This window comes from Paenibacillus sp. Soil724D2, assembly GCF_001427935.1.
In the GTDB taxonomy this organism is placed as follows: domain Bacteria; phylum Bacillota; class Bacilli; order Paenibacillales; family NBRC-103111; genus Paenibacillus_E.
Genome location: NZ_LMRY01000060.1, coordinates 199863 through 215860 on the forward strand (window position 1 = coordinate 199863; position 15998 = coordinate 215860).

17 protein-coding genes are annotated in these 15998 nt (G+C 43.9%); 8 read left to right on the plus strand and 9 right to left on the minus strand.

The genetic code is table 11. The features are described 5' to 3' along the window. Nucleotides 1-12: 12 nt before the first annotated feature. From proC to ASG85_RS36060, 6 genes are all read left to right on the plus strand, one after another. Nucleotides 13-882 carry a pyrroline-5-carboxylate reductase gene (gene proC, locus ASG85_RS36035; RefSeq protein WP_060649443.1) on the plus strand — a complete coding sequence of 290 codons (870 nt, stop codon included), beginning with the start codon at nt 13-15 and terminating at the stop codon, nt 880-882. A gap of 43 nt (nt 883-925) precedes the next feature. Then, nucleotides 926-2194: a 2,3-diketo-5-methylthiopentyl-1-phosphate enolase gene (locus ASG85_RS36040; RefSeq protein WP_060649444.1), complete on the plus strand. Its 1269-nt coding sequence runs from the start codon at nt 926-928 to the stop codon at nt 2192-2194. Continuing rightward, nucleotides 2191-2853 carry a 2-hydroxy-3-keto-5-methylthiopentenyl-1-phosphate phosphatase gene (locus ASG85_RS36045; protein WP_060649445.1) on the plus strand — a complete coding sequence of 221 codons (663 nt, stop codon included), beginning with the start codon at nt 2191-2193 and terminating at the stop codon, nt 2851-2853. The genes ASG85_RS36040 and ASG85_RS36045 overlap by 4 nt, the downstream gene beginning before the upstream one ends. Beyond that, a complete protein-coding gene (gene mtnB / locus ASG85_RS36050) occupies nt 2850-3494 on the plus strand; it encodes a methylthioribulose 1-phosphate dehydratase (protein ID WP_060649446.1) in 645 nt (214 codons plus the stop codon). The genes ASG85_RS36045 and mtnB overlap by 4 nt, the downstream gene beginning before the upstream one ends. Nucleotides 3495-3699: 205 nt before the next feature. Next, complete coding sequence (locus tag ASG85_RS38690) at nt 3700-4104, plus strand: hypothetical protein (protein ID WP_162257311.1); 405 nt, start codon at nt 3700-3702, stop codon at nt 4102-4104. After that, the gene (locus ASG85_RS36060) at nt 4101-4610 is read left to right on the plus strand and encodes a hypothetical protein (RefSeq protein ID WP_060649448.1); all 510 of its coding nucleotides are present in this window, start codon (nt 4101-4103) and stop codon (nt 4608-4610) included. The genes ASG85_RS38690 and ASG85_RS36060 overlap by 4 nt, the downstream gene beginning before the upstream one ends. Nucleotides 4611-4667: 57 nt before the next feature. Here the strand turns inward: ASG85_RS36060 and ASG85_RS36065 are convergent, their stop codons facing one another. The 8 genes from ASG85_RS36065 to ASG85_RS36100 form a co-directional block, all read right to left on the minus strand. Then, a complete protein-coding gene (locus ASG85_RS36065; RefSeq protein WP_060649449.1) occupies nt 4668-5342 on the minus strand; it encodes a DnaD domain-containing protein in 675 nt (224 codons plus the stop codon). 42 nt (nt 5343-5384) lie between these two features. Next, complete coding sequence (gene asnS / locus ASG85_RS36070; protein WP_060649450.1) at nt 5385-6674, minus strand: asparagine--tRNA ligase; 1290 nt, start codon at nt 6672-6674, stop codon at nt 5385-5387. A 145-nt stretch (nt 6675-6819) separates the two neighbouring features. Further along, complete coding sequence (locus ASG85_RS36075) at nt 6820-8028, minus strand: acetate/propionate family kinase (protein ID WP_060649451.1); 1209 nt, start codon at nt 8026-8028, stop codon at nt 6820-6822. Beyond that, complete coding sequence (locus ASG85_RS36080; RefSeq protein ID WP_060649452.1) at nt 8025-8897, minus strand: 3-hydroxyacyl-CoA dehydrogenase family protein; 873 nt, start codon at nt 8895-8897, stop codon at nt 8025-8027. Before ASG85_RS36080 ends, ASG85_RS36075 begins: the two co-directional genes overlap by 4 nt. A gap of 348 nt (nt 8898-9245) precedes the next feature. Beyond that, nucleotides 9246-10751 (minus strand): AAA family ATPase, encoded by a 1506-nt coding sequence (locus ASG85_RS36085; protein WP_057301766.1) that lies wholly within the window; start codon nt 10749-10751, stop codon nt 9246-9248. Further along, nucleotides 10744-11274 (minus strand): hypothetical protein, encoded by a 531-nt coding sequence (locus ASG85_RS36090; RefSeq protein WP_060649453.1) that lies wholly within the window; start codon nt 11272-11274, stop codon nt 10744-10746. The genes ASG85_RS36085 and ASG85_RS36090 overlap by 8 nt, the downstream gene beginning before the upstream one ends. Nucleotides 11275-11389: 115 nt before the next feature. After that, complete coding sequence (locus ASG85_RS36095; protein WP_060649454.1) at nt 11390-11884, minus strand: DUF5590 domain-containing protein; 495 nt, start codon at nt 11882-11884, stop codon at nt 11390-11392. A 43-nt stretch (nt 11885-11927) separates the two neighbouring features. Beyond that, nucleotides 11928-13223 (minus strand): amidohydrolase, encoded by a 1296-nt coding sequence (locus ASG85_RS36100; protein ID WP_060649455.1) that lies wholly within the window; start codon nt 13221-13223, stop codon nt 11928-11930. Nucleotides 13224-13468: 245 nt separating this feature from the next. Here ASG85_RS36100 and ASG85_RS36105 point away from each other — a divergent pair, with 245 nt between their 5' ends. Together ASG85_RS36105 and ASG85_RS36110 are read left to right on the plus strand one after the other, a co-directional pair. Beyond that, nucleotides 13469-14095: a DUF47 domain-containing protein gene (locus ASG85_RS36105; protein WP_057301770.1), complete on the plus strand. Its 627-nt coding sequence runs from the start codon at nt 13469-13471 to the stop codon at nt 14093-14095. Nucleotides 14096-14159: 64 nt separating this feature from the next. Next, a complete protein-coding gene (locus tag ASG85_RS36110; protein ID WP_057301771.1) occupies nt 14160-15161 on the plus strand; it encodes an inorganic phosphate transporter in 1002 nt (333 codons plus the stop codon). Between the two features lie 216 nt (nt 15162-15377). Here ASG85_RS36110 and ASG85_RS36115 read toward each other — a convergent pair whose 3' ends face one another. Beyond that, nucleotides 15378-15998 (minus strand): redox-sensing transcriptional repressor Rex, encoded by a 621-nt coding sequence (locus ASG85_RS36115; RefSeq protein ID WP_057301772.1) that lies wholly within the window; start codon nt 15996-15998, stop codon nt 15378-15380.

Genomic DNA, 15998 nt, shown 5'->3' on the forward strand with positions numbered 1-15998 from the left:
GAGGAATGTACGATGTCCACTACTTTATCCCAAACCAAAATTGCCTTTGTCGGCGCTGGTTCGATGGCGGAAGCGATCATCCGCGGACTCATTGAAACAAAAGTCGCTGATCCGCAAAATATATATGTGATGAATCGCTCGGATCAAGACAGGTTAGCTTTTCTGCGGTCGGAATACGGACTGCATGCAACGTCAGACCCGTTAACGAAGGAAACCTATCTACGTGAAGCCGATGTCGTCGTTCTCTGCATGAAGCCTAAGGATGTGGAGAATGCCTTCGCCGAGCTGCAGCCGCTTCTGAACGAACAGCAGCTTCTTGTTTCGGTAATCGCAGGGCTCTCTATCGCGAAAACAGAAGCTCTGCTGCAAACCAATATGCCAATTGTTCGCACGATGCCGAACACGTCCAGCACAATTGGTCTAGGCGCTACAGGGATGAGCTTCTCCTCCAAGGTCAATGCTACATTCAAGCAAGTTGCTACCCAAATGTTTGAGGCCGTTGGTATCGTAACGATCGTGGAAGAAGAGAAATTAGAAATTCTAACAGGCGTATCTGGGAGCGGTCCTGCTTATGTCTACTATTTCATGGAAGCCATGATCAAAGCTGGTATTGAGGGTGGTCTTTCCGCAGAAGATGCCCATCAATTAACACTTCAAACGGTGCTCGGAGCCGCGCATATGGTTCAGCTCACACAAGAAAATCCTGCTGAGCTTCGCCGTAAGGTTACATCGCCCAATGGGGCTACGCAAGCTTCTATAGAAGCGTTGGATCGTTTTCAGTTTAGCGAAGCTATCTCACAAGCCGTATTCCGTTCTGCAGAGCGAGCTAAAGAAATGGGCGAACAAATAGCCGCGCCAAGCCCCGCAGTGAAATCCTCCTAATTTCATAAGGTCTAATTCTATCTAAAGCAGGTGAATGTTTACGATGAACGCATATTGTCTAGCCACCTATCGGAGTTTCGACGAGAAAGCCGATTTTCATAAAAAAGCAACAAGCATCGCTGTCGGCCTTACGGTTGGCAGCTGGACCGAGCTGCCGGAAGCGCAAAAAGCGCAAATGGAGAAGCATTTAGGGAAAGTGATTTCGGTTGAAGTCCATGAACCCGCTCAGGGAGAACCTATTTCAAACCGCTATGCCGATATCACAATCGCATATCCAGATGTGAACTTCAGCAGGGACATCCCTGCCTTGTTAGTCACCGTATTCGGTAAACTGTCGATGGACGGGAAAATAAAGCTAATTGACTTATCTTTCTCATCTGACTTCTTATCTGCCTTCACCGGTCCCAAATTTGGTATGCAAGGTGTGCGAGATCTCCTTGGTGTGCATGATCGCCCTTTATTAATGAGCATCTTTAAATCGGTAGTTGGGTATGAGCTTCCAGCACTACGCGAACAATTTTATTTGCAAGCAGCTGGCGGTGTGGATCTCATTAAAGACGATGAGATTCTTTTTGAAAATCCATTAACACCATTGGAAAAACGAATCGAGATTTGCCAGGAAGCAGCTGCACAAGCTACCAAAGAAACAGGTCAAAAGCTGCTCTATGCTGTCAATTTAACAGGACCAACATCCAAGCTTGCTGCTCAAGCCAAGAAAGCAATCGGTGCTGGAGCTAACGCTTTACTATTTAATGTATTAGCTTACGGTTTCGATACGCTGTATGAATTAAGCTCCGACCCGGAGATAACGATTCCGATCATGGCTCATCCAGCCATGGCTGGAACTACTTATCCGTCACCGCACTATGGGATATCCGCTTCTGTGCTGCTTGGCAAGCTTATGCGTTTGGCTGGAGCAGATTTAGTGCTGTTCCCTTCTCCTTATGGCTCTGTCGTTATGCCTAGGGAAGAGAATATGGCGATTAAGCATGCGCTTCTAACAGAAGATTTACGAAAAGATTACACCTATAACGCTCCTTCCCATGTACAATTGAAATTAGCTTCAAGCTTTCCTGTCCCTTCGGCAGGCATTCACCCTGGTCTTGTCCCGCTTATTCTGCGTGATTTTGGCAAGGATGTCATCGTTAATGCAGGTGGCGGCATCCATGGACATCCACTTGGAACGATTGCGGGTGGGCAAGCCTTCCGTCAGGCGATTGATGCAACTATGCAAGGAATTACACTTCAAGACTACGCCCGAACACATCCAGAGTTACAATCAGCTATTGACACTTGGGGGATCAGAGAATGAGTAAGGAACGCATTATTTTTTGCGACTTTGACGGTACTATTACGGTGAATGACAACATCGTTGCCATCATGAAGCATTTCAACCCAGCTGGTTGGGAAGCCATCGTGGAACGAATTTTAGATAAAAGCATCTCGATACGTCAAGGTGTTGGTGAAATGTTCGCCCTCCTCCCTACTTCCCGTAAGGATGAGATTGTCGAATATGCGATCAATAACGCTGTGATTCGTGATGGATTCAAAGAATTCGTAAATTATTGCAAAGAACAGAATATCAAGCTTTTAATTACGAGCGGCGGCATTGATTTTTTTATCTATCCACTGCTGAAGCCTTTTGCAATCCCAAGTGAGCATATTTACTGCAATGCCAGCACATTTGAAGGAAACACGATTGAGATTTTGTGGCCAAATCGATGTGACGAGCATTGTACAACAGACTGTGGGATGTGCAAAACAAGTATTATTCGCTCTTATGACGCTAATCGATATGAGCGAATTATCATCGGTGATAGTATAACGGATTTCGAGGGCGCTAAACTGGTCGATACGATCTTTGCTCGTTCTCATCTCATCGATATGTGTAAGCAGCTTGACTATCCGTATCACCCATTCGATACTTTCTTTGATATTATGAAGCAATTGGAGGCTGAACCTGTAGTATGAGTATTTTACTGGAAGACAAACAGCGTGCATTCGCTGATTTGCGCGATATTAAAGCAAACTTGGCGGCCAGAGGATGGTTTCCTGCAACAAGCGGCAATTTGTCTGTTCGTGTGGGCGGCTTCGAGCCTGACGCATTCACATTTGCTATCACATCAAGCGGTAGAGATAAATCCGTGCAAACACCTGAGGATTTTCTACTCGTGAATGAGAAAGGTCAACCGACGGAGGCTACTAGCCTGAAGCCATCGGCAGAAACCTTGATTCATAGCGAAATCTACCGCTTAACAGGTGCAGGCGCCATTTTTCATGTACATACGATATTCAATAATTTGATCTCTGAGCTGTATTGGGAACGTAAAAGCATACCTGTAGACGGTGTTGAGCTTATTAAGGCGTTCAATATTTGGGATGAAGAAGCTCAAATCGAAATTCCCATTTTACCCAATTATGCTGAAATCCCTCGCATCGCTGAGCTGGTAGAAGGAGCGATTATTCCGCGAATTCCTGGTATCGTGCTGCGTAAGCATGGCATTTATGCCTGGGGAGCAAATGCTTTTGAAGCTAAGCGCCATCTCGAAGCGTTCGAGTTCCTTTTCGAATATGTTTACCGCTCGCACTTGCTGCATAAAGGCAATGAATAGCTGTATATGAATAAAAAGTCAGGTCCTTGCCCAAATGGGCGAGGCTCTGACTTTTTTTTGTCTCATAGAAACACTCAAGATGGGTAAAACTACGTTTACATGTTAAATCCGTTTGCAAAGGAATACAAATACGCCTATGTTCTCAGTCATTAATACAAGTTTATTTCTACTTCTATTCATCTCTTATGTATATGTTAAAAAAAACATGAATCTCTTCGAAGTCCTAGTCTATTGGTTTTGGGTCTCATTGTTCGGTGAAGATTTTTCTGAAATTGTAGTAACGAATTTACACCTGATTGTGCCTTATCGCACCTACCAAATATTTTGGGATACCATGTTCTATTATCTATTACTATTTCCTATGTCCATGATTTGGTTTCTGCATTTTTATTTAAAATTGCATCAAAAGGGGCTGCGCACGATTCTGACTATTATTTATACCCTTATTTTAGCAAGTATGCCTATTGTTATGGAGCTTGCCGGTTATGTATATATCGTACACTGGAAATTTTGGTGGTCGTTTGTTGTGTGGCTTACTTTTATCGTTTCTACTATGGGACTCATGTACGTACTTCGATGGTTGAAAGGTAGGGACAAACAACCTGTATGATCTTAATTCCACCGATTACTTTTGACGCAAACGAAGGCTTTGCTACGATCATTATGATTGCATTGATCCTTCTATATTGCATGCTGCCTAAGCGAATTCCGCTTCCCATCGCACTGCTCATGATGATTTTCAACTCCTATTTGGGACGAGCTGTCGATAATATCTTGTCTTCCTCTTACCCTTATAATGTGTATGATATTATGGATACCGCGAGTTATGATTTGTACGATTTTCTGCTTTACACGATTCCTTTTCCTCTAGTTGGTTATTTTTATGCGTATTTTTATGACAAGTATCCAATTCGTGCTCCTTTTCAGTTTATACATATCCTGGTTTGGTCGGTTGCGTCAGTTGGCTTTGAAGCTCTTGCTGTCACCTTTTCGGTGTTTCAATATTATGGGTGGCAGCTTATCTACTCATTTCCTGTCTATCTCTTAACCTATGGTTTGAACACACTCTTATATAGTCTAGCTAATAAGCATTACAAAAACTGGCAGCCCCAATGAAAAAACGTCCCATTTTCTCCAGTTGAGAACTGTGAGAAGATTAGGACGTTTTCCTTACTATCTAGATTGTCGAAACCGTTGTGAATATTCCTTGGCTTGGTCCACAGTCGCAACTCGATTGCGGCTCCATTCCAGTAATATCCGATCAATATAACGGAAATGCACTTTACCTGCAAATACAGCTTCTTTGAGAGCCGTCATAATAAGCTCTTCTTTGTACATATCCTTATCCAACCAACCGCTGATTGTTTCCAGTTCCATAGGCGTTAACGGACGTGCAAATTCTTTTTCAAATGTTGAATAAATATTTTTAGCACTCTCGTCAGACGGGATGGATGCGCGGATCATGCTTAACTCTGCCATCTGCTGCTCAGCCACACGTTTGGCTAATTTTTGGTATAACGGCGTAAGATTGTAACGCTCACTGCGTATCCCCGTTATTTCTGCTGTATCCTCATCAATTGCGATGAACTGCTCATGTATCAATTTCTGCAGACTGGCAATGACCAGATCTGGTGAAGCTGACATGCGGAATTGAATCTCATCCGTGGTTGGAAAGTCGTTCTTTTCCTTTTCCAGAAATGATATCAAATGAATCAGTGTCATGACTTCAATTTCGGTCAACTGAAGGGCGCGGTAATTTTTGAGAAGAAGGCTTGGGACTCCGACATTCCCTTCCAGAAAACCGGCCACAAGGACGGCTTCTATCTGCTGTTGTGTACTAGGTTGCATTACTCATCCGATCCCCTTTCTACCCATGGTCGATAAACCCGTTTACGGGTACAGACGGTATAAGAGACGAGGAAATGGAATCGTTTCGCGCACATGATCCAAACCACAAATCCAAGCAACCGTACGTTCCAACCCAAGTCCGAAACCAGAATGCGGCACGGTGCCATATTTCCGAAGATCAAGGTACCATTGATAGGCTTCTTTCGATAACTCATGCTCCTGGAAACGTTGCTCCATTAGCTCAGGATCATCAATCCTTTGACTGCCTCCAATGATTTCTCCATACCCCTCAGGCGCAATCATATCAGCACAAAGCACGACTTCCGGACGGCTAGGATCAGGCTTCATATAGAAAGCTTTAATTTCTGTCGGCCAATGCGTAATGAAAACCGGTGTTTCATATTGAGCAGCAATCGCTGTTTCATGCGGAGCGCCGAAATCCTCGCCCCATTCGAATTCATGACCGTTCTTTTGTAAATAGTCTACGGCCTCATCATACGTAATTCGCGGGAAGCTGCCTTGAATTTTCTCCAACTTCGTTGTGTCTCTTTCTAAGGTTTCCAGCTCTGTTCCGCAATTTTTGAGTACGGTTTGAACGATATAAGAAACGAATTGCTCCTGTACTTCCAGGTTCTCGACATGATCGACAAAAGCCATTTCCGGTTCAATCATCCAGAACTCGATAAGATGTCTGCGTGTTTTGGACTTCTCTGCACGGAATGTTGGACCGAAAGAGTACACACGGCCAAGTGCCATTGCGGCTGCTTCCATATATAGCTGTCCGCTTTGTGTAAGGAAGGCATCCTCATCAAAGTATTTGGTATGAAACAAATTCGTTGTTCCTTCACATGAGGAAGGGGTTAGAATCGGAGGATCGACCAAATGGAAGCCACGCTCATTGAAAAATTGCTGAACGGCCTGAATAATCTGAGCGCGAATCACGAGCACCGCACGCTGACGTGGACTCCGAATCCACAAGTGGCGGTTATCCATCAAGAAATCAACGCCATGTTCTTTCGGAGTTATCGGATATTCTTCCGTCACTTGGATGATTTCAATGCCTAGGACATCAAGCTCATAGCCGCCTTTACTCCTCGTATCCTCTTTCACTTTACCAGTTATGTAAAGAGAGCTTTCTTGCGTTAGCTTAGACGCAGCCTCCCAGACGTCTTCTCCTACGTCACTTTTGACTACGACACCTTGTATATATCCGGAACCGTCTCTTAGTTGTAAAAACTGAATTTTACCACTTGAGCGTTTCTTGTTTAGCCAACAGCCAATGGTAACCGACTCGCCGACATGATGTTTAACTTCGCTTATCGTACTTTTCATTCTGCTTTAGAACCTCCTTAAAGTTTTCGTGAAAATCTAGACTTCATCATTTTATTCAATAAATGCCGATACCTCGAGCCTATTGAACACTTCTTTATTGTACACTATTTCCATTAGAAAACCTCTATCATGGCCATTCAAAAAATCAGATGGTTTGTGACTGAACGAGTCCAAATGTATCTCGAGCGATCACCCACTCCTCATTGGTTGGGATCACAAGTACTTCCACTTTGGATCCTTGCTTCGTAATCCGCCTCTCCAGACCTCTCCCCTTGCGGTTCGCTTCTTCATCGAATTCCACACCGAGGAATGTCAGCCGTTCGCACACCTTTTGACGGAGCAGCTCGGAATTTTCTCCGACACCAGCTGTAAAAACAATCGCATCGATGCCATTCATCGCCGCGGCGTAGGAACCAATGTATTTGCGGAGCCGATACTCATACATCTCAAAAGCAAGCGCGGCGTTCTTATCACCCGCCTCAAGTGCTTCGACAATCTCCCGCATATCGCTGGAGATTCCCGAGATCGCCTGCAGCCCGCTGTGCTTATTCAGCATGGAGCTGATCTCGCCCAGCGTCAAATCCTCCTTGCTCATCGCATAGGGCACGATGGCCGGATCGAGATCGCCGCTGCGCGTGCCCATCATCAGCCCTTCGAGCGGGGTCATTCCCATGCTCGTATCCACGGACTTGCCGCCCATCACGGCGGCGCAGGAAGCTCCGTTACCGATGTGACAGGTAACGAGCTTCAGCTGCTCCAGCGGGCGGCCTAGGAAGGCTGCGGCACGCTCGCTCACGTAGTTGTGCGAGGTGCCGTGGAAGCCATAGCGGCGCACCTTGTGCTTCCGGTACAGCGCCATCGGCACCGGGTATAGGTAGGCGTGCGCCGGCATCGACTGATGGTAGGCGGTGTCGAAGACGACGGCCTGCGGCACGCCGGGCATGTTCGCCTCCACCGCTGAGATGCCGAGCATATGCGCCGGATTGTGGAGCGGCGCCAAATCGAAGAGCCGCTTGATCTCCTTCTTCACCTCGTCATTAACGAGGACGGAGCTCTTGAAGGATTCGCCACCGTGAACGACTCGGTGGCCGACAGCGTCGATTTCCGACGTTGACGCCAGCACGCCATGTTCAGGGTGCACCAGCAGCTCCAGCACCTTGCGAATAGCTGTCGTATGCTCGAGAATTTCCCTAACCTCATGAACTTCCGCTTTCCCCGTCGGCTCGTGTGTCAATATCGCGGTTTCCATCCCGATTCGCTCTACCTTGCCTTTGGCGAGAACGGATTCATTTTCCATTTGGAAGAGTTGGTATTTAAGCGATGAGCTCCCTGCATTTATAACGAGAATATTCACAAGCGGTCACCGTCCTTATCATAACGGAAAAAGCCTTCTCCTGTTTTGACTCCTAGGTGCCCCGCTCGTACCATTTGTTTCAATAGGAAGGACGGACGGTACTTCATGTCCCCATAATCGCGGAACATACCTTCTAGGGCTGCATGTACCGAATCTAATCCAAATCGGTCACACATCTCCAGAGGACCATATTTGAAATCATAGCCGATCCGCATAGCGTTATCGATATCCTCAGCGGAAGCCACACCTTCGGACAGCGTGTGCAGCGCCTCATTAATCAATGTGCAAATAAGCCTCGTTGTAATGAAGCCAGGCGATTCCATGACTTTAATACTTTTCTTTAAAAGGAGTTCGTCCACGAAAAGGCGTGTTCGATTGAAGGTTTCGTCTGACGTTTTCATCGCTCGAATAATTTCGACGAGGTTAATTTTCGCCACGGGATGTAAAAAATGAAGTCCAATCACACGTTCGGGATTCGTGGTGACCGCGGCGATCTCAGTCACGCTAAGGGTGGATGTATTCGTTGCTAAAATTATGGCTGGCGAACAAATTTGATTCAGTTGAAAAAATACATGCTTTTTAGCATTCAAGTCTTCCGAAATTGTCTCTATGACCATATCACAAGCAGCCATGTCTTCCAGCGAATCGGCTTTTCTGATTTTAGCTAAAATCAGCTTCTTCTCCGTATCTGTCAATGACCAACGTTCTATTTGCTTATCTAAGCTGACCGCAATCTGTTCCATAGCTCGATCGAGCTTATCTGTTGTTTTTTCAACGAGTAATACCTCCAAACCACGGGCAGCGAGCATTTCTGTAATCCCCTGTCCCATCGTTCCCCCACCGATTACACCTATTGTTTTGAATACCATAACAAGTTTCTCCTTCTCCCACGCTGCGTTCATTACCAACTACTTATTATTCGCATTCTCAATGAATTCTCAATTCAACCTCATCTTGAAAACTCAATCATATCATACAATTTTTGTTCTCCAATTTCATTAGTATACACAAAACATTCGCGAGATTATCTCAGCTTTGACACATTTCAGGCATGTAGGGTTGGGATGTGATCAAATTATGTATAGAACCCTGATGATCGTAAGTATTCTACCTTCTTTAACTTCCTTTGAGCAGCTTTTATTATAGCCGACCTCAACTTATCCACAGCTAGTTTGTGGGCATAAGAAAAACCGCTGGCCACAAGGCCAACGGTCAACTTATGCACTCTTCGAAACAGAAGCATCGAACAGATTGCGGAACGTGTCACCTGAAAGAACTTCTTCTTTCATCAAAATCGCAAAGGAATGTTCGAATACACTACGCTGCTGCTCTAAAAGCTCCTTTGTGCGAATCATCAGCGCATCAAGGATGATCGTATTCTCTTTCATGAGCTGATCCTTCGTCACCATATCACGGTCAATGATACCGAGGGAAGTAAGTCCAGAATCCATCATATTACGAACCATGGAAAGTGACTGCTCGAAATCGTTACGCGAACCTGTACTGCGTCCACCATAGAAGATTTCTTCAGCCGCGGCGCCGCCGAGAGCAATCATGATTTGCTGTTCAATATAATCCTTGGTGTACAAATAATGATCTTTCGGCGGATTATGACGCACATATCCCAACGCTTTCCCCCGAGGACTAACGGTAACCTGAGAAACAGAGCCAGGGCGAACAATTTCAGCAATTATCGCGTGACCTAATTCGTGATACGCAACCCGTTCTTTTTCCTCTTGCGCCGTTTCTTTATCCGTTCTTTCCCCCATCATTACTTTATCAATCGCAGAAGCAAGATGGTGCTGTTCGATAGCCAATTTATCTTCACGCATCGCATAAATGGCTGCCTCATTCAGAACGCCTTCTAGCTGTGCCCCAGAGAAACCAAAGGTTTGATCAGCGATCATATCCAATGAAACGCCTTGAGCTAGCGGTTTGTTTTTCACATGAATATCAAGAATGGATAGACGGCCTTTTTTATCCGGTAAGTCCACTTCAATATGTCGGTCAAAACGTCCAGGACGCAATAAAGCACTGTCGAGAATTTCTTTGCGGTTTGTTGCTGCAATGATCAAAATACGGGGAGCATCATTCGTATGAATACCATCCATTTCAGTTAATAGCTGGTTCAGCGTCTGATCGTACTCTCGATGTTGACCTCCATCACGTTTACCACCGATAACATCAATCTCATCAATAAAAATAATCGCATTGTCTTTGCCTTCTTTAACAGCACGTGTTCGAGCTTCTTTAAAAAGGTCACGCACACGGCTTGCACCGACACCGACGTACATTTCAACAAATTCACTTCCTGAAGCAGCCATATAAACAGAATTCGTATAATGCGCGGCCGCTTTTGCCATTAACGTTTTCCCTGTTCCTGGAGGACCAGTAAGCAGAATCCCTTTGAGTGGACGAATCCCTAATTTCTTAATTTCTTCATGCTTGATCAGAAAATCAAGAGCTTCCATCAATTCTTTCTTAGCACGATCTTGTCCACCGATCTCATCGAACGTCAAATACGAGGGCGTGCGATTTTTACTTTTACGATCACCGCCGCCAGCAGATATCCCGGCACCGCCGCGGCCTTTAATCATATAAAACAAGGAAACACCCAATACACTAACAAACAAGATAGGTATTACATTCACACCTAGAAAAACTAAAAAAATCAAGAGAACCGGTATAAATCCAATCCCAATTTCTTTATATATTTTACTCATTCGGCCACACTCCTATCTGGGAAGTTCTAGGTAGCATGATGAATTTGGTGGCATCACCATCTGTCAAACGAATATATACATAATTTTGATCCATTTCGCTGTCTACTTTCATAGTTGGAACTCCCTCAGCATATTTCTGCAGGGTTGTTGGAATATCTGCATAATGCTTCGTCTCCATCGCTTGTGCTACATCAAATAATGCTTTAGACCACCACTGATCCAGTTTCTCGGAAGGGGGGCTCTTCACATCTATATTTACAGTACGTTTACCGATAATGGATGCACCGTCTGTATGAATACGTTCGACAACATTTCTTAAATTGGCGTCTGGGTTTAGACTTACTTGTATGTCAACTTGGTTGTTATCTAATTTCATCGTTGAGCTTGTCACACCGGGAACTTTGCTAATGATATCAGATAATGGATTCTCCATAGCTAAACTTGTGTAAGCGAACCAACCACCGAATAACACTCCAGCAGAGATAATAACACTCATGACGACAGGTAAGAGACGTAGCTTCATCAGTCAACGTCCCCCTTTCTATTTCGTATTTTGTTGCCTCGATTGCTATACGATGAGTATATCACGCTATATATACAATAACCTTATGAAATGAGTGGAAACAACAAAACTCAGCCTAATGCAGGCTGAGCCGATACGTGTCCATATAGAGTCCATCTTTGAATTTGTAATAATCATAGAAATAACGTGTAGCGCTGTTTTCTTTCTTTTTATAAAAGACTTCCCAGACATAATCGTTACCAAGCTTACCTGGCAGAACACGTTCTATTTCAATCTCTGGAGCTTTTTTAAACATAGTTTCTCGAACTTGCGTCTCGGTGAACGCTTCAGCTGTCATCTCAGCATGTATACCTTTGTCAGAAACCCAAACAATGACGCCTTGACCCAACTTATCTTCACCATAAACGATTTGAAGTGGCTCATCTCCATAGAAGAAATCCACCTTGGTGGCTTTCGTCATAATACTTTTCTCATATGCTGTTTCTACCGCTTTGCGCTTATTGTCCCAGTGCTCATTCTGAACATTTAAGTAAAAGCGGCTAAGCACTACACCTAGTGTCAAAATAATAAATACACCGAACGTTATGATCCTTGTTCGCTTTGCATTCATGAACGCAAGCTCACCTCCCCAGACGAACTTACAAGGAAATCACTTAGCCAATGAGCTTATCAAAGCATTGTTCAAACTCACGCTTAATTTTTTCTTCATCAAGTGTTAAACATTCACCCTTGCGGACAATCCAATTTCCGTCTACACACACATCAACTACATCTTTTGCACATGCGGAGTAAATAATATGTGACACGAAGTCCGTTTTCGGAAGGAAATGAGGTTGGTCAATATCCAGTGCGATAAAGTCTGCTTTCATGCCCGCCTGAAGGAGGCCTACATTGTCTAACCATACTGATTCTGCACCCATTTTTGTTCCCATTAGAAGCGCTTCTGCAGCAGGCACAGCTAGAGGATCGCCAGAAACACCTTTGTGAATCAGCGCGGCAAGTCTCATTTCTTCGAACATATCCAAGTTATTATTGGAAGCCGCTCCGTCCGTTCCAAGCGAAACCTTCACGCCTGCACGAAGAAGTTCAGGAACTCGGGCAACACCGCTCGCAAGCTTCAGATTGCTTCCTGGGTTATGGGAAATACGAACATCATACTGCTTAATTATACTGATTTCTTCATCTGTCAGATGAACACCATGCGCGATGAGCGTCGGTCTGCTGAATACGCCATGCTTTTCTAAATGTGCAACGGGTCTCAAACCGTATTGATCAACATTTCCTTGGACTTCACGGCTTGTCTCCGACATATGGGTATGAATGGGCAGGTTTAAATCATGGGCCACTTGAACAATCCGCTCTATAAAGTCAGGTGGACATGTATAGGGTGCATGTGGAGACATCATGGTTGTGATTCTTCCATTCGCACCGCCATGCCAGTTTTTTGCGAAATCGGTAGCTTCTTTCAATTTAGCATCTTGTACTTCCGGTGGACAAAGACCAATAATTCCTCGGGTCAGAATACCGCGCATACCTGACTCTTCAACGGACTTAGCAACTTCGTTCATATGGTCATACATATCTACAAAAGTCGTCGTACCGCCTTTAATCATTTCTAGAATAGATAACTGCGTCCCCCATTTCACATCTTGGGCGCTGAATTTGGCTTCCATCGGCCACATTTTCTCTTCTAACCAAATTTGGAGAGCAAGATCGTCTCCGTATCCGCGTAAAAGCGACATCGCTGCGTGACCATGCGTATTCACAAGACCAGGCATATAAAGCTTGTTCGTGCCGTCAATCACTTCGTCATAATTTTCCCGAGGTTCAGGTATTGCCTCACCGATGTATGTAATTTGGCTGCCCTCTATAACCATACAGCCTTTGATGGACGATTTCGCTTCATTATTTGAGATAAAAATACCGTTCATAATTAATGTTTTTTTCATACTAAAAAACCCTCTCTATGCTCATTCTATTAATGACATTGCTTTTTAAACTTTACATCTTCGGGCTTGTAAAATCAAGGAAGCTAAGAGATGTTAAGAAATTGTTAAATGTCACGGAATTTTCGTTGCTTTCGAAGCAATTGTTATGATACTTTTAACTTTGTGAGTTTTTTCAACCATTTGGTCTGTTTATCTTATATATTCGATCAAAACTTAGTACATATAGTAAAATATAGGAGGATTATATGACAACGTTATTCACGAAAAAGAATGAAGTTGATTTCTTACAACTTCTCATCCGTGCTGCAGAGAACGCATTGCAAACTGCTCAACTATTTCGCACAGCTATGATGGGTGATAAACCGCCGATTGAGTATGTAAAAGCCATCAACGATTTAGAGCATGCAGGCGATTCCATTACTCACGAAATTTTCAAAGGTTTAAACAAAGTATTTATTACTCCGATTGATCGTGAAGATATTATGGTTCTAGCCTCCAAAGTGGATGACGTAACAGATGGTATTGAAGCTACAATTGCTCGTTTCGACTATCTTTCTGTATCCCATACAGATTCTTATATGAAAGAGTTTTCGGCTGTCATTGTAGACTCTTGCCAGCATATGCTGGATGCGTTCAAGCTTCTAGCGAAGAAAAAATACATGCAAATTCCTGAGCATACGGTTGCTATTAATTCCCTCGAGAATGACGGAGACCGTTTGATGCGCGAAGGAATTCGCCAAATTTTCATCACACGTAAAGACCTCTACGAAGATTTTAAATTAAAAGAAATTTATGAGCGTTTGGAAGAAACAACAGATGCTTGTGAAGATGTAGCCAATATCCTTGATAGCGTTGTACTTCGCTATTCATAAGGCACAATCGTGTCTTATGTGTACGAAGATAGTTTTCCAAATGGAAAACTCTTAGGAGGAAATCATGTTAACTTATTTAATCGTCATCGTTGTGCTTGCCTTACTTTTTGATTTCATTAATGGATTTCACGATACAGCTAATGCTATTGCAACTTCCATTTCCACGCGTGCCTTGAGCCCGCGTGTTGCCATCATTATGGCTGCCACACTCAACTTTGTCGGAGCCATGGTTTCCTCTAAGGTTGCCAAAACCGTTGGAGGAAGCATAGCCAATCCTGCCAAAATTGAAAACGGGGTTGAAATCGTCATCGCTGCCTTACTTGCAGCTATTATCTGGAACTTGTTGACATGGTATCTGTCCATTCCCTCATCTTCTTCTCATACACTCCTTGGTTCTCTAGCTGGAGCTGTCATTGCTGGTGCTGGGGTTCATGCGGTGAATTGGGGTGGTTTTACCCAAATTATTATCATTTTGCTTTTATCGCCTATTATCGCTTTCGCCCTTGGTTACCTAATTATGATCTTAATCAAGTACATTGTAATATGGTCGGGGAATACATCAAGATCAAAGCTAAATCGCGTGTTCCGTACCTTGCAAATTTTATCTGCGGGATTACTCTCATACTCCCACGGTGGAAACGACGCACAAAAAGCAATGGGCATTATCGTGTTTGGTTTAGTCGCAGCTGGTGTTCAAACAGATTTGGAAGTGCCGCTGTGGGTGAAAATTGCTGCCGCTTTAGCAATGGGACTTGGAACATCCATCGGTGGATGGCGAATTATTAAAACCGTTTCTGGTAAGATTGTTAAAATCGAGCCGATTAATGGCTTTGCATCGGACTTAACGTCATCACTCGTTATTCAATTCTCTACACACTTGGGTAAACCATTATCAACGACGCATGTTATTTCCTCCGCGATTATCGGGACAGGCAGTGTCATGCGCTTCCATGAAGTTCAATGGGGCACGGTTGGCCGCATGTTAATCACTTGGATTATTACGATTCCAATCAGCATCGCGCTCGCATTCTCGATTTACTTCGTGCTGTTCAGACTCATATTCTAAAAATAAATAGGCTGTCTCAAGAGTAACATTATAGATGTGTGGGACAGATCCAATTGTTTAAAAATTCGAATGAAAAAGGAGCTAAGCGGCTTGTATGTGCTTAGCTCCTTTTTTTATATGAATCCACAATTGTTCTTTAATCCCTATTCGCAATTGAACATCTTAAACCTATAGCCCATCTACTGTCACGAAAGCTTGAAAGCTGGATGTGGCTTTCTAATCCAAATAATAAGCTAAACTTTGCAATTCTGTTGTAAAATCCGCATGATGTACACGCACCTCAGGAGGAACTTTAATAATGACCGGAGCAAAATTCAATATCGCTTCGATCCCGCAGTCTACGAATTGATTGGCTACATTTTGAGCTTCGTTCGCAGGAACGGTAATGATGCCGATACGAACGCCTAATTCAGATAGAACCTTCTTCATCTCATGCATCGGTTGAACAACTAAATTGTTAATCGACTCCCCTGCCTTGCTTGGCATTGCATCAAAAACGGCGACAATCTTCATATCATTCCGTAAGTAAGTATTATAATTGCATAAAGCGCGGCCTAGGTTACCCGCTCCAACAAGAGCAACTTGAATATGTCGATCCAGCTTCAGGATCTGTCTAATCTTCTCAATCAAGTAAGCAATGTCGTAGCCGATTCCCTTTTTGCCAAATTCCCCGAAATAAGCCAAATCCTTGCGAATCTGTGCCGGATTCAGATCGAGCTTTTGACCCAAATCCTGCGAAGATACCGTCGAGACATTTTTCATTGCAAGTTCATTCAGAAAGCGTAAATAAATGGGCAGCCTCCGAACGACGGCTTCCGATATTTTTTGTGTTTTCAA